The following is a 13,151-nucleotide window of genomic DNA, read 5'->3' as shown; positions in this document are numbered from 1 at the left end:
TGGTATTATAGTGCGGTTTGTTGAAATGACATGCTGGCGACGATGACGAATACGGTAAATCCAACACCATGGCGAACAAGACGGTGACCGGGGCGGTGAGTGGCTTGTCGCGTGCCAGTGGCGAGTTCGCGGGTGGCGGCGCCGAGCGCGGCCTGACCTGGCCCGAGGCGCGCGACCTGGTGCGCTTCGCCGTGCGTCGTCTGCGCGAAGAGCGCCTGCCGCAGGTGGCGGGCAGCCTGACCTTCACCACGACCCTGGCCCTGGTGCCGTTGCTCACCATCGTGCTGGCGATCTTTACCATGTTCCCGGCCTTCGGCCAGGTGCGCGAGATGATCGACGCCTGGTTCGTGCAGAACCTGATGCCCAAGGCCATCGCCAGCACGATCAGCGGCAACCTGACGCAGTTCGCCGACAAGGCCAAGGGGCTGTCGGCCCTCGGGGCGGTGGCGCTGCTGTTCACCACGGCCGCCACGATGAGCCTGATCGAGCGCGTGTTCAACCAGATCTGGAGCGTGCGCCAGCCGCGCCCGCTTCCCCAGCGCCTGCTGGTCTACTGGGCCCTGCTGACGCTGGGGCCGCTGCTGTTCGGCCTGTCGATCAGTTTCACCTCGCAACTGGTGGACGTGACCGGCGGCCTGGAGCAGGGCGCCTCCCTGCTCGGCACCCTGTTCTTCACCCTGGCCTCGGTGGCGGTCACCACCGCCGGCTACACCTTGCTGTACGTCGTGGTGCCCAACCGCAAGGTGGCCTGGCGCGACGCGTTCTGGGGCGCGCTGGCGGCGGCGATCGCCTTCGAGGTCGCCAAGCGCGGCTTCGGCCTGTTCATCCGCCAGTTCCCGACCTACGCCATCATCTATGGCGCGTTGGCGGCGCTGCCATTGTTCCTGGTCTGGATCTACGTGACCTGGATGATCACGCTGGTCGGCGCGGTATTGACGGCGGCGCTGCCGGTGGTCAAGCATGAACGCTGGTGGTACCAGCCGGCGCCGGGCGGCGCCTTCGTCGACGCGATGTCGGTGCTCAAGGTGTTGTACGGCAGCGCAAAGCTGAGCGGCAATGCGCTGGTGGCGAGCAGCACGATCCGCGATCACACCCGCATCGGCTACGACGAGCTGGGCCGCCTGCTGGACCGGATGGTGGCCGAGGGCTGGGTCGGCCGGGTGCAGGACGACGCCCCGGCGCGGGCCGGCTGGCGTTTCAACCGCGGCGGCAGCCAGGAGAACTGGGTGCTGCTGGCCGATCCGGCGAGCCTGCGCCTGGCCGACGTCTACCGGCTGTTCGTGTTCGACTGCGCGGCGGCGGAAGGCGCGCAGCGCGAAGAGGGCGGGCCGGACACGCCGCTGGCGCTCGACGTCGGCAACCTCGCGCGCCAGGTCGAGGAGGCGGTCGAGGCGGGGCTGGAGCAGACGCTGGCGGCGCACTTCGGCGATCCCGAAGATGCCGTGCTGGCGGACATCGAGGCGCGCGCTACCAGCTGAGCTTGCCGTCGTGACGGCGCTTTCTTGACTCACGCTATGTTTTGACGCGTTGGCCGGGCCGGCGATATTGCCTCCGGCGACACTCACGCTTAGGCTGAAGACACTGTCCGGAAATCAATACCGGGCGTGTCTTTCCAGCCAGGAGTGATGATGAACACCATGCGGATGCCAACCCCGGCGAGATGGCGTTCACGCGATATTCGGCCACGACAAGCTCACCATCGACGAGGTCACGTCCGCCATCACCGCCTTCGAGGAAACGCTGGTCACGCCCAATGCGCGCTTCGACAAGTGGCTGCAGGGCGACCAGACGGCGATCGATGCGCAGGAGTTGCGGCGCTACGGGTTGTTCAAGAGCAGCGGCTGCATCGCCTGCCACAACGGTCCGAACGTCGGCGGCGCCTCGTTCCAGAAGATGGGGCTGATCGAAGCCTACAAGACGACCAGCACGGCCGAAGGCCGCTTTGCCGTCGCCAAGCAGGACATCGACCGCTTCTATTTCAAGGTGCCGACCTTGCGCAACGTCGAGCTGACCTATCCCTATTTCCATGACGGCGCGGCCGATACTCTGGGCCAGGCCGTGGACACGATGGGCCGCCTGCAACTGGGCAGGAAGTTCAGCGAGGCCGAGATCGCCGACGTGGTCGCCTTCCTGAAGACGCTGACCGGCGAGCAGCCCCGGGTCGTGCTGCCGATCCTGCCGCCGTCGAGCGACGCGACCAAGCGGCCTCAGCCTTTCGACTGAGTGGGCAGCTGGGTTGGCGTCCTGGTCAAAGCGAAGCCGGGGTGGCTTTCAGGTGCTGGTCGAAGAATTCGATGACGCTGGCGTTCATGCGCGCATGGAAGGCTGGCCGGTCGAATCCCTCGCCATCGTCGCACAGCGCCGGTGGTCCCAGGACGCCGCACGGCACCAGGAATGAAAAATGTCCGGCCCCGGGAACCGAGTGGAATTGTGCGCGCTCGCCCAGCGCATCGCGCAGCGGCTTGCTGTTGCTGGCATAGCTGACGAGCCGATCCTGTTCGCCACTCCACAGCTGGACCGGCACGCGGACGTCCCGCACGGCATCCGGTCCCATCAGGAAGCCCAGGCCGGGCGCCGCCACGACCAGGGCCTTGATTCGTGGATCATGGGAATAGTTGTTGCCCAGTTGCGCTGCCTTGGGGTCCAGCAACGGAGAGTGCCCGTCCCGGAACAGCTGGCAAACGAACTCGGGCGTCTCGGCGCAATGGCGTGCAATCTGGCGCAGGTCCGGCCGGGCGCCGGCGGAGGCCAGCAACGTGGCGCCGCCCGCGGAGAATCCATACGCTCCGATCCGGCCCGGGTCGATGGCTGCGCTGCCTCTCCACATCGTGAGCAGATGGTCGATGGCGATGCCAACCTGCCTGGTGCGTCCGCTGATCCAGGGCACGGTGCCGGCAGCGCTCTGGTCGATGTGATTGTCGCCGAGGTGCATGGGCGCCGCGACGACGTAGCCGGCATCCGACAGCGCGAGCGCCAGGTCTGCGTGGCTGCCCGGACCGCCGGCATTTCCGTGTGAAATCACCACCAGCGGCAAGCTCCGTCCTGATACCGGCGCATCGCGCGCCACTGCCATCAGCCTGAGGCCGAGCCAGGTGGTCGGCCAGGCGCGCGCTTCGGTCGGATACCAGATGGCGACCGCGAATGCCTGGCCATCGGTGTCGTTCACGCGGACGAGATCGAATCCAACCGGGCGCTCGGCGCGCAAGGCGGTCCCGACCAGGGCGATGCCGAACGCAGTGGCCCCGGCGAGCAAGACGATCGACAGGCGGCGAATCCATTTCATCGTCATTTTCCGAATAGGAAAGAATCGCCTTATATTGCCCCTAAAAACAGGAAAAGAACATCCTCCGGAAATAAACTTTCCCTTGTTATCGGCTCATCGCAACAAAGCCGAGCAAGGCGTCGAGCACCGCATCCGGCACTTCCGCCATCATCGCGTGGCCGGCGTCGACGGTGACGATCTTGCCGTGCCGGAGCGCGCCGGTCAGCAGCTTCGCCGAGCGCGGCGGCGTCATCATGTCCTTCATGCCCTGCACGAACAGCGTCGGACAGGCAACCGAAGCGGCGGCAGTCTCGCCATTCGCATACGCATTGCAGGCGGCGAAATCCGTATGGAACAGCTGCGGCGCGCCGCGCGCCGCCATGCGCTGCATCAGGCGCCGCGCGGTGTTGATCACGGAGATACCCGGGCCGGCGGTCGAGGGGCCGGGCAGCCAGGAGGCATGCGACCAGGCGGCGACCATGTCGATGGCCGCGTCCTGTTCGGTGCGCGCGGCTTCCAGCAGCGCGTCCGATACCCGCATCGGGTAGGTGGCGCCCAGCAGGGCCAGGCCGCTCACGCGCTCTGGCGCGCGGTGGGTCGCCTCCAGCGCGATGAGCGAGCCCATGCTGTGCCCGGCCAGGACGGCGCGCTCCACGCCGGCCGCGGCAAGCAACGCCAGGACCCAGTCCGCCATCGTTTCGACGCGCTGCAGGGGCGGGCCGCCGCTGCGGCCGTGCCCCGGCAGATCCGGCGCCAGCACCGCGTAGCCGCGATGGGCGAGGGCGCGGCTCTGCAGGGCCCAGACGGAATGGTCGTTCTGCGCGCCGTGAAGCAGCACGACGGCCGGCCGGACTGGGTCGAATGCCTTGCCGCCGGTATAGCAATAGGCCCGATGACCATCAACGTCGAGCAGCATCTCAGGCCCCCTTCGCGGCCAGTTTCAAGCCACGTTTCAAGTCGTCGATCAGGTCGTCCGGGTCTTCCAGCCCGATCGACAGGCGCAACGTGCCTTCAGTGACCCCGCTGGCCGCCAGGTGCTCGGCCGGCACCCGGAAATGGGTGGTCGATGCCGGATGGATGACCAGCGACCTGGCGTCGCCCACGTTCGCCAGATGCGAGAACACCTGCAAACCGTCGGCGAAACGGCGGCCGGCCGCGCGGTCGCCTTTCAGCTCGAAGGTGAAGACCGCGCCGCAGCCTTTCGGCAGGATACGCTGCGCCAGCGCATGGTCGGGGTGGCTGTGCTGCTCCGGATAGGACACCGACGCCACCATCGGCTGCGCGGCGAGGAACTCGACCACGCGCCGGGTATTGGCGACGTGGCGTTCCATGCGCAGGCCGAGCGTCTCGACGCCCTGCAGGATGGCGAAGGCGTTGTGCGGGCTCATTGCGGCGCCGAAGTCGCGCAAGCCTTCGCGCCGCGCGCGCAGGGCGAAGGCGCCGACGGTCGACTCGTCGCTGAACACCATGCCGTGAAAGCCGTCGTACGGCTCGCACAGGGTGGCGAAGCGGCCGCTCCGTTCGTGCGCGGCCTGCCAGTCGAAGGTGCCGCCATCGACCAGCAGGCCGCCGATCGCGGTGCCGTGGCCGCACAGGAACTTGGTGGCCGAGTGGAACAGCAGGTCGGCGCCCAGCTCGAAGGGGCGCTGCAGGTACGGGGTGGTGAAGGTCGCATCGACCATCAGCGGCAGGTCGTGCGCGTGCCCGAGCCCCGCGATCGCCGGGATGTCGAGCACGTCCAGGCCCGGATTGCCGAGCGTTTCGCCGAATAGTAATTTCGTCGTTGGCCTGATCGCGGCGCGCCAGGCATCGAGGTCGCGCGGGTCGACGAAAGTGGTCTCGACGCCGAACCTGCGCAGGGTATGGGCCAGCAGGTTGTGCGAACCGCCGTACAGCGCGCGCGAGGCCACGATATGGTCGCCGGCGCCCACCAGCGTGCTCAATCCCAGGTGCATGGCCGCCTGGCCGCTGGCGGTGGCGATGCCGGCCACGCCGCCTTCGAGCGCCGCGATGCGCTCTTCCAGCACCGCATTGGTCGGATTCGAGATGCGCGAATACACATGGCCGCTCTGTTCCATATTGAACAGCGCCGCGCCATGCCCGGAATCGCGGAAGGCGAACGAGGACGTGAAATGGATCGGCGTGGCGCGCGCGCCGGTGGCGGGATCGGGCGCGCTGCCCGCGTGCAGGGACAGGGTGTCGAAACCGGGAGGTCGGGGAGCGCTCATGCTGGACTCGTATCAAAGGGATGGCGCATCCTAGCAGTTATGGGTCTTTGCGCAATCTGCGCTGCACCATCTTGTCACCGAGCGCGCACCATGATGCAGCGCAACGCTGGATTTTTTGGCGGGCATAGGCTACAGTCGGTGTTATGCCTTATACAAATTTATCCAGTATCAGCAATATTGACGAAGCGGGGGTGGCGAACATGAAAGTTTCGGAAATCCTGCAAGTGAAGGGCAATATCCTGTACACCGTGACGCCTGACCAGCCGCTGGTCGACGCGGTGACCACGATGTCCGAGAACGATATCGGTTCGCTGGTGGTGATGGAGTACGGCGACCTGGTCGGGATGCTGACCTTCCGCGAAGTGCTCAAGGCGCTGCACGCGAACGGCGGCTCGGTCGGCGCCGGCACCGTGCGCCGCCACATGGACGACAGCCCGATCACCGTGACCCCGGACACCGAAGTCAACGAGGTGCGCCGCATCATGCTCGAAAAGCATGCGCGCTACCTGCCGGTGATGGACGCCCGCACCCTGCTGGGCGTGATCTCGTTCTACGACGTCGCGCGCGCCGTGCTCGAAGCGCAAAGCTTCGAGAACCGCATGCTCAAGGCGTATATCCGCGATTGGCCGGCGGAGCAGAACGCGCCGGATTGAACCTTCGCAGGAATGACGTTGGCTTGATGTATCGATGACGATGCCGATGGCGGCATCGTTCACGCCGCGCGCGTCATCGGATTCCCCGCCAGCCACTCCAGCAGCCCTTCCGGCGACAGCGGCCGCGCATACAGGAAGCCCTGCGCCAGCGGGCAGCCGAGCTGGCGCAGGATCTGCGCCTGGCGCTCGTCCTCGACCCCTTCGGCGATCACCGACAATCCCAGGTTGCGGCCCAGCTGCACCACCATCTGCGCGATGCTGCTGCCGCGCGCCGATCCGGTGATCTCGGTGACGAAGGTGCGGTCGATCTTGAGCCGGTCCACCTGCAGGCGCTGCAGATGCGAGAGCGACGAGAAGCCGGTGCCGAAATCGTCGATCGCGATCGACACGCCGGTGCGCTTGACCTGGGCCAGCTTCTCGACCAGCAGCGCCGGCTCTTCCATCGCCATCGATTCCGTGATCTCCAGCTCGATGTAGTCGGGCGGCGCGCCGGTGTCGGCCAACGCGCGCTGCAGCATGTCGACGAAGTGCGGATGCCGGAACTGCACCTGCGAGACGTTCACCGACATCGTGAACTCGCGGTGACCCGCCGCGCGCAGGCGCATCAGTTCGGCGCAGGCCTGGCGCAGCACCCATTCGCCGATCTCCACGATCAGCCCCGAGTATTCCGCAATCGGAATGAAGCGGTCGGGCGGCACCAGGCGGCCGTCGTCCAGGCGCCAGCGCAGCAGCGCCTCGGCGCCGAACGGGCGGTTGGTGGCGAGGTCGACTTGCGGCTGGTAGTGCAGGAACAGCTGGCCGCGCTGGAAGCCGCTGCGCAGCGCGTGCATCATGCGCACGCGCTCGCGGATCTCGACGCCCATGCTGCGCGAAAAATAGAAGTGGCCGGCGCGCTGCTGCGACTTGGCGCGCTTGAGCGCGATGTCGGCGTCCTTCAGGGCGTCGGCGCCGCTGCCGTCGTGTTCCGGCAGGCGCACCAGGCCAAGGGTGGCGGACACCAGCACGTCCTGGCCGTCGATGCGGAACGATTCGCGGAACAGGGCCTGGATCTGGACCGGCTGCACCGCGTCGGCGTCGCCCAGCACGCAGAAGATGTCGCCGCCGATGCGGCCGATCTCCAGGCCAGGAGCCAGGCGCGATGTCAGGCGCTGGCCGACCGCGACCAGCAGCAGGTCGCCGAAATGGTGGCCGAGGGCGTCGTTGGTTTCGGCAAAATGGTCGAGGTCGACCAGGGCCAGCACCGCGCCCGCGCGGCCCGGGCCGGCCAGGATGGCCTCGAGCAGCTCGACCATGCGGGTGCGGTTCGGCAGGCCGGTGAGCGGATCGTGGAAGGCCGACTTGTTCAGGCTGGTGACCAGCTCGCAGTTGTCGAGGCACACCGCCACCATGCCGCAGAACACCTTCAGCAGGCGCCGCTCGACCTCGTCCATCGGCCGCTCGAGCGGGATGCAGGCCGCGAAATCGCGTCCCGCCTTGCCCGGGAAGTACATATTCAGCAGGCCGTCCTCGGCGCCGCACTCGCGCTGGAGCAGGGTGCGTTCGGCGGCGACCGCGAAATGGCCGGTCAATTCGCGGCCATCGAGGTTGCGGCAGGCGCCGGCGGCGGCCACCGCGCGCAGGGTCTCGGGGCGGCCATGGCCGCTGTCGCGCGTGCACAGCACGCCCTCGGGCGGCTGGCCGACCAGGCGCCCGGCCTGGGCCAGGATGCCGGCCGCCACGTCGCGCACGCCGTGCAGGCTCATCAGCTCGGCGCAGGCTGCGACGATGTGTTCCATGCCGATGCGGTTGGCCTCGAGCGCCCGGATCTGCTGGTAAGAGCGGATCGCGGCCGCCACCGTCGTATACAGCTTGGTGCGGGTCAGCTCGGACTTGGTGCGGTAATCGTTGATGTCGTAGCCGCGGATGGCTTCCATCTCGGGCGCATAGCCGGGCTGGCCGGTGCGCAGGATGATGCGCACGTCGTGCAGGCCCAGCTCGTCGCGGATGCGGCGCACCAGCAGCAGGCCGGCGTCGGCCCTTTCCATCACCACGTCCAGCAGGATGACGGCGATATCGTGTTCACGCGCCAGCAGGTCGAAGGCTTCGCTGGCGGAATAAGCGTGCAGGAAGGCCAGCGGGCGGCCCTGCATCTCGACGTTGCCGAGAGCAAAGGTGGTGGTCGAGTGCACGTCGGCATCGTCGTCGACCACCAGGATCCGCCATGCTGGACTCGGGGATGCGGCGGCGGCGGCTTCGTCGGCAAAGACGAGGTCGTCGGTAACGCTGTCATCCTTCAGTGGTCCTGATGGCGTAATCGATGCGGGCATGTGCTACGTCTCCAGGTTGGCTCGGCATGGATAACTTCAGTATATATGCAATTGTAAAAAGGAAAGAGCCCGTTCCGGGGATGTTAGCGAAAAATATATCCATGAGGAAACATATTTGCGACAGTCGATCGCTCGATGTTCGTTTCTGCTTGCCAGACGGCCTGTTAAAATGGTAATTCGATCAATCCGAACTCATCATTACCATGTCCGGCAATACATTTGGCAAGCTGTTTTCCGTCACCACCTTCGGCGAATCGCATGGTCCCGCGATCGGCTGCGTCATCGACGGCTGCCCGCCCGGCATGACCCTGAGCGAGGCCGACATCCAACCGGAGCTCGACCGCCGCAAGCCCGGCACCTCGCGCCACGTCACCCAGCGCCAGGAGGCGGACCGGGTCGAGATCCTGTCCGGGGTCTACCAGGGCGTCACCACCGGCACGCCGATCGCGCTCCTGATCCGCAATGAAGACCAGCGCAGCAAGGACTACGGCAATATCGCCGAAAGCTTCCGCCCCGGCCATGCCGACTACACCTACTGGCATAAATACGGCGTGCGCGACCCGCGCGGCGGCGGCCGTTCGTCGGCGCGCCTGACCGCGCCGGTGGTCGGCGCCGGCGCCGTCGCCAAGAAGTGGCTGCGCGAGAAGTACGGCACCGAAGTCATGGGGTACATGCGCGCACTCGGCGACATCGCCGTGCCGTTCGAGGGGTGGGAACACGTGCACGCCAATCCCTTCTTCGCCGCCACCGGCGACGCCGCCCTGCTGCAGCGGATGGAGGATGCGATGGACCAGCTGCGCCGCGACGGCGACTCGATCGGCGCGCGCATCGACGTGGTGGCCACCAGGGTGCCGGTGGGCCTGGGCCAGCCGATCTACGACAAGCTCGATGCCGACATCGCGTATGCGATGATGGGGATTAACGCGGTCAAGGGCGTGGAAATCGGCGCCGGCTTCGCCTCGGTGGCGCAGCGCGGCTCGGAGCATGGCGACGAGCTGACCCTCGAGGGCTTCGTCGGCAACCACGCGGGCGGCGTGCTGGGCGGGATCTCGACCGGCCAGGACATCACGGCGTCGCTGGCGATCAAGCCGACGTCCTCGATCCGGGTGCCGCGCCGCTCGATCGACAAGGCCGGCAATCCGGCGACGGTCGAGACCTTCGGCCGCCACGACCCCTGCGTGGGCATCCGCGCGACGCCGATCGCGGAAGCGATGCTGGCGCTGGTGCTGATCGACCACGCGCTGATGAACCGGGCGCAGTGCGGCGACGTGCAGGTCGCCACGCCAAAATTGACATGAGCGGGGTGGGTTGGTCGGCTTCGCCGTCCAACCCCGTCATGTCGCGCGGCCGCGTCAGACGCGGGTGACGATCGCTTCCATCTGATGCCGCCGCTCGACCGTGCGCACCACCAGCGCGCGCAGGTCGTTCAGCAGCGAGAACTCGGTCTGGCTCAGGATCACCTGCGGGAAGGTGCCGTCCCAGTCGCCATAGATGAAGCCCGCCGGCTGCCCGTGGGCCGACAGGGGAATGATCACGAAGCAGCGCGCCTCGGCCAGCGTGCCTTTCCACCAGCCCGGCAGCTTGGTCGCGAACTTGGTGTCGTGCGCGTTCTCGATGAAGATCACGCGGTCGCTCCCCAGCGCGGCGTGGAACACGTTCGGCTCGTAGACGTCGTCGAACGCCAGTTTCGGCAGCATCGCCTTGACGTCCTCGCCCAGCCCCAGGCGCGCCGAGTAGCGGCCTTCGCGCCGGTTGCGAAGAAAAGCGAATGAGCGCGTGAACGACAGGCCCTCGTGCATCGTCTCGAGGGCCATCGAGATCATCTGGCCGGCGGTGGCGGTGGCGCCGGCGTCGCGCATATCGGCCACGCCGCTCATCAGGACCTTGTTGCCGGCAATGCGCTTCCTGGTGGCCGCGGCCTGTTGCGCGCGTTTTTCGGCCGGCTTGGCCAGCGGCGCGATCGACAGGTCGGACGCGGCTTCCGCCTTGGCCTTGTCGATCGAGGCCAGGATGCCGCTCGCCGGCAGGCCCAGCATCGGGGCGAAGCGCTCGGCCAGTTGCGCGACCTTTTCGGCGCCGGCCGCGTCGTCGGCCCACAGGGCGTCGGCGGCCTGGGTCGACATGCTGCCCAGCGCGGCCAGCCAGTCCTCGTGGGCGAAGCCTTCGAAGCGCTCGCCCGGCTCGACCCGGCGCATGCCGGCCACCAGGTTGCGCGGCAGGCCCCAATGGGCGGCGGTGGCGCGGCCGACTTCTTCCAGCGACAGGCCGAGCACTTCCCGGGCGGCGTTCTCTTCGCGGCCTTCGCCGGCCGCCTCGCGCATCCTGGTCCAGCGCTCCGGCATGTAGAAGGTCAGCATCATGCGGCCCAGCGAGTGCAGGATCGAGCACACCACGGCTTCTTCCGGGTCGCGCGAGCGGGCGTCGGCCGCCAGTTGCTGCGCCACCATCCCGGCCAGCACCGCCTTTTCCATCTCGACGTGGGCGGCCTCGGTGTCCGGGCTGCTGCGGCTCAGCTCCTCGATCAGCTTGAGGCCGAGCGCCAGGTGGCCGATCGACTCGGTGCCCAGCACCAGCACCGCCTTGGAGATGGTGTTGACGTGCTGGCCGAAGGCCGCATACATGCTGCTGTTGGCCAGGCGCAGCACCTTCTGGGTCAGCACCGGGTCGGACAGCACCGTCTGCGTCATCGAGAAGTCGCGCTCGTCCTCGCCGCGCATCGAGGCCAGGATGGCGCTGATGGCCTTGGTAAAGCCCGGCATGTCGCCCTGGCGCCGGATGCGCTCCCACAGCAGGGCGAGGGTGGCTTGCGACTTCGCCGAGTGCGGGCTGGGGGCCGGCGCAGTGGCCGTGATGCTGGCTTGTGTGGTCATGATTTTCCTGTCCGGTGGTCGGCCGGCAGAAGAGCGGTATAGAGATTTTCCTTGAGCGCCGTGACGGCCACGTTGGCCGGCATCGGCTTGCCCGTCAGGTAGCCCTGGACGTAATGGCAGCCCTGGTCGTCGAGCCAGGCCAGCTGCTCCTGGGTTTCGACGCCTTCGGCCACCACCGACAGGGAGAGGTGGCCGGCCAGGTCGAGTATCGCGTTGCAGATGGCGGCGTCCTTGTTCGACGCCGGCAGGTCCTTCACGAAGGCGCGGTCGATCTTGAGCACCGAGATCGGGAAGCGCTTGAGGTAGGCCAGCGACGAATAGCCGGTGCCGAAATCGTCGATCGCGATGCGCGCATGGCGCTCCACCATGCGCGCCAGGATGTCCTCGGCGTGCGCGGGGTCGACCATCAGGGTGCCTTCGGTGATCTCGAGCACCAGCTGGCGGCCGTCGAGGCCGGACAGCGCCAGGGCGTCGTCCAGCACCGTCAGGAAGCGGTCGCTGCGGAACTGGCGCGGGCTGATGTTCACCGAGATGTACAGCTCGCGCCCGGCCACTTCCTGGAACTGGCGGATCTGCATGCAGGCCGCCTTCAGGGCCCAGGCCCCGAGCAGGTTGATCAGGCCGTTGTTCTCGGCGATCGGGATAAAGCGCACCGGCGGCACCATGCCCAGGGTCGGGTGCTTCCAGCGCATCAGGGTCTCGAAGCCCTCGATGATGCGGCTCTTGGCGTTCACGATCGGCTGGTAATACAGCAGGAACTCGCCCTCGCGCACCGCGTTGAACATGGCCGCCTCGAGCGAGATGTCGTGCTGCGGCGGGCCCTGGTCGCCGGGGCTGTAGACCACGGCGCGCCCCTTGCCGGTTTCCTTGGCGCGCGACAGGGCGGCGTCGGCCAATGTCACCAGGCGCACCTCGTCTTCGGCGTGGTCAGGGTAGACCGCCACGCCGATCGAGGCGCCCAGGTAGATCGTGTGGCCGCCGGCCTCGAACGGCGACTGCAGGGTCGCCATCAGGCGCCCCGTGACGAGCTTGATCTGCGGCTCGGTGAAGGTTCCCGGCAGCACCGCCACGAATTCGTCGCCGCCGACCCGGGCCAGGGTGTCGCTGTCGCGCAGGGTGCGGCGCAGGCGCGCGGCCGCCATCTGCAGCACGGTGTCGCCCAGCGGGTGGCCCAGGCCGTCGTTGACCTTTTTAAAGCCGTCCAGGCCGATGGCGGCGACCGAGAAGCCGTGGCCCGAGCGGCGCGCGTTGGCGATCACCATCCGGATCCGGTCCGACAGCAGCACCCGGTTGGGCAGCTCGGTCAGGGCGTCGTGGGTCGCCATGTGGCGCAGGCGCTCTTCGGTCGCATGCTGGACCGACATGTCGCGGCCGATCACCAGCAGCGGGGCGGCGTCGCCGGTGGCCAGGCGCGCGATCCTGAGTTCGAACCAGATGTCGCGCTCGCCCGAGCGGAAACGGGTCTCGACCAGCACCGCATCAAAGCCGGCGGCGGCGCCGGCCAGCGCATTGCGCAGCGCCGGCTGGTCGATCTCGTGCGCCAGCGACAGCAGCGAACAGCCGGCTTCGAAGCCCGACAGCTGCTTCGCGCGCGTGCCGGCCGCGTGGATCGCGCCATCGGGCGCGACCCGGAACACGGCGTCGCCGGCCGTCTCCAGCAAGCCGTCGAGCAGCGCCGCGGGCAGCGCCGCGGTGTGCACATGAGCGGCCGGCTGGGGCGGGGGCACGGCGGAGGAACTGGTGTGCATGTTGTCCAGGAGCTTTCTTGCTTTATCGTTGCGGCACGTGCACGTCATGCCGATGTCACATGTGAATCCGTGCAAGTCTACCAA

9 protein-coding genes and 1 pseudogene are annotated in these 13,151 nt (G+C 67.6%); 4 read left to right on the top strand and 6 right to left on the bottom strand.

Annotated elements, in window-relative coordinates:
* Positions 1 to 68: 68 nt before the first annotated feature.
* Both LO55_RS21450 and LO55_RS21445 read left to right on the top strand, forming a co-directional pair.
* Positions 69 to 1,478, top strand: a complete 1,410-nt coding sequence (locus tag LO55_RS21450; protein WP_071363036.1) for a YihY family inner membrane protein — start codon at positions 69 to 71, stop codon at positions 1,476 to 1,478.
* 196 nt (positions 1,479 to 1,674) lie between these two features.
* Positions 1,675 to 2,223: pseudogene (locus LO55_RS21445) on the top strand (cytochrome-c peroxidase); the annotation flags it as partial.
* Positions 2,224 to 2,248: 25 nt separating this feature from the next.
* Here LO55_RS21445 and LO55_RS21440 read toward each other — a convergent pair.
* From LO55_RS21440 to LO55_RS21430, 3 genes are all read right to left on the bottom strand, one after another.
* On the bottom strand, positions 2,249 to 3,283 hold the full coding sequence (locus tag LO55_RS21440) for an alpha/beta hydrolase family protein (RefSeq protein WP_071363915.1): 1,035 nt from the start codon (positions 3,281 to 3,283) through the stop codon (positions 2,249 to 2,251).
* A gap of 85 nt (positions 3,284 to 3,368) precedes the next feature.
* Positions 3,369 to 4,178, bottom strand: a complete 810-nt coding sequence (locus LO55_RS21435; RefSeq protein ID WP_071363035.1) for an alpha/beta fold hydrolase — start codon at positions 4,176 to 4,178, stop codon at positions 3,369 to 3,371.
* 1 nt (position 4,179) lies between these two features.
* Positions 4,180 to 5,490, bottom strand: a complete 1,311-nt coding sequence (locus tag LO55_RS21430; RefSeq protein WP_071363034.1) for an O-acetylhomoserine aminocarboxypropyltransferase — start codon at positions 5,488 to 5,490, stop codon at positions 4,180 to 4,182.
* Positions 5,491 to 5,690: 200 nt separating this feature from the next.
* Between LO55_RS21430 and LO55_RS21425 the strand changes: the two genes are divergently transcribed.
* The gene (locus LO55_RS21425; RefSeq protein WP_005670324.1) at positions 5,691 to 6,143 is read left to right on the top strand and encodes a CBS domain-containing protein; all 453 of its coding nucleotides are present in this window, start codon (positions 5,691 to 5,693) and stop codon (positions 6,141 to 6,143) included.
* A 59-nt stretch (positions 6,144 to 6,202) separates the two neighbouring features.
* Here the strand turns inward: LO55_RS21425 and LO55_RS21420 are convergent, their stop codons facing one another.
* A complete protein-coding gene (locus LO55_RS21420) occupies positions 6,203 to 8,449 on the bottom strand; it encodes an EAL domain-containing response regulator (RefSeq protein WP_071363033.1) in 2,247 nt (748 codons plus the stop codon).
* A gap of 203 nt (positions 8,450 to 8,652) precedes the next feature.
* Here LO55_RS21420 and aroC point away from each other — a divergent pair, with 203 nt between their 5' ends.
* A complete protein-coding gene (gene aroC / locus LO55_RS21415; RefSeq protein WP_005670328.1) occupies positions 8,653 to 9,747 on the top strand; it encodes a chorismate synthase in 1,095 nt (364 codons plus the stop codon).
* A 54-nt stretch (positions 9,748 to 9,801) separates the two neighbouring features.
* On the opposite strand, the gene LO55_RS21410 is transcribed toward aroC, so the two are convergent.
* Together LO55_RS21410 and LO55_RS21405 are read right to left on the bottom strand one after the other, a co-directional pair.
* Positions 9,802 to 11,319 carry an HDOD domain-containing protein gene (locus LO55_RS21410; protein ID WP_071363032.1) on the bottom strand — a complete coding sequence of 506 codons (1,518 nt, stop codon included), beginning with the start codon at positions 11,317 to 11,319 and terminating at the stop codon, positions 9,802 to 9,804.
* Positions 11,316 to 13,067, bottom strand: coding sequence for a putative bifunctional diguanylate cyclase/phosphodiesterase (locus LO55_RS21405; protein ID WP_143054593.1), 1,752 nt, complete (start codon positions 13,065 to 13,067; stop codon positions 11,316 to 11,318). The genes LO55_RS21410 and LO55_RS21405 overlap by 4 nt, the downstream gene beginning before the upstream one ends.
* Between the last annotated feature and the right edge of the window lie 84 nt (positions 13,068 to 13,151).

This window comes from Massilia timonae (assembly GCF_001866515.1).
In the GTDB taxonomy this organism is placed as follows: Bacteria; Pseudomonadota; Gammaproteobacteria; order Burkholderiales; family Burkholderiaceae_D; genus Telluria; species Telluria timonae.
This window is presented reverse-complemented; position numbering and strand designations above follow the sequence as displayed.

Coding starts and splice junctions, on each gene's coding strand:
- aroC (WP_005670328.1), top strand. CDS start 8,653: ATGTCCGGCAATACATTTGGCAAGCTGTTTTCCGTCACCACCTTCGGC.
- LO55_RS21420 (WP_071363033.1), bottom strand. CDS start 8,449: ATGCCCGCATCGATTACGCCATCAGGACCACTGAAGGATGACAGCGTT.
- LO55_RS21405 (WP_143054593.1), bottom strand. CDS start 13,067: ATGCACACCAGTTCCTCCGCCGTGCCCCCGCCCCAGCCGGCCGCTCAT.
- LO55_RS21435 (WP_071363035.1), bottom strand. CDS start 4,178: ATGCTGCTCGACGTTGATGGTCATCGGGCCTATTGCTATACCGGCGGC.
- LO55_RS21440 (WP_071363915.1), bottom strand. CDS start 3,283: ATGAAATGGATTCGCCGCCTGTCGATCGTCTTGCTCGCCGGGGCCACT.
- LO55_RS21410 (WP_071363032.1), bottom strand. CDS start 11,319: ATGACCACACAAGCCAGCATCACGGCCACTGCGCCGGCCCCCAGCCCG.
- LO55_RS21450 (WP_071363036.1), top strand. CDS start 69: ATGGCGAACAAGACGGTGACCGGGGCGGTGAGTGGCTTGTCGCGTGCC.
- LO55_RS21425 (WP_005670324.1), top strand. CDS start 5,691: ATGAAAGTTTCGGAAATCCTGCAAGTGAAGGGCAATATCCTGTACACC.
- LO55_RS21430 (WP_071363034.1), bottom strand. CDS start 5,490: ATGAGCGCTCCCCGACCTCCCGGTTTCGACACCCTGTCCCTGCACGCG.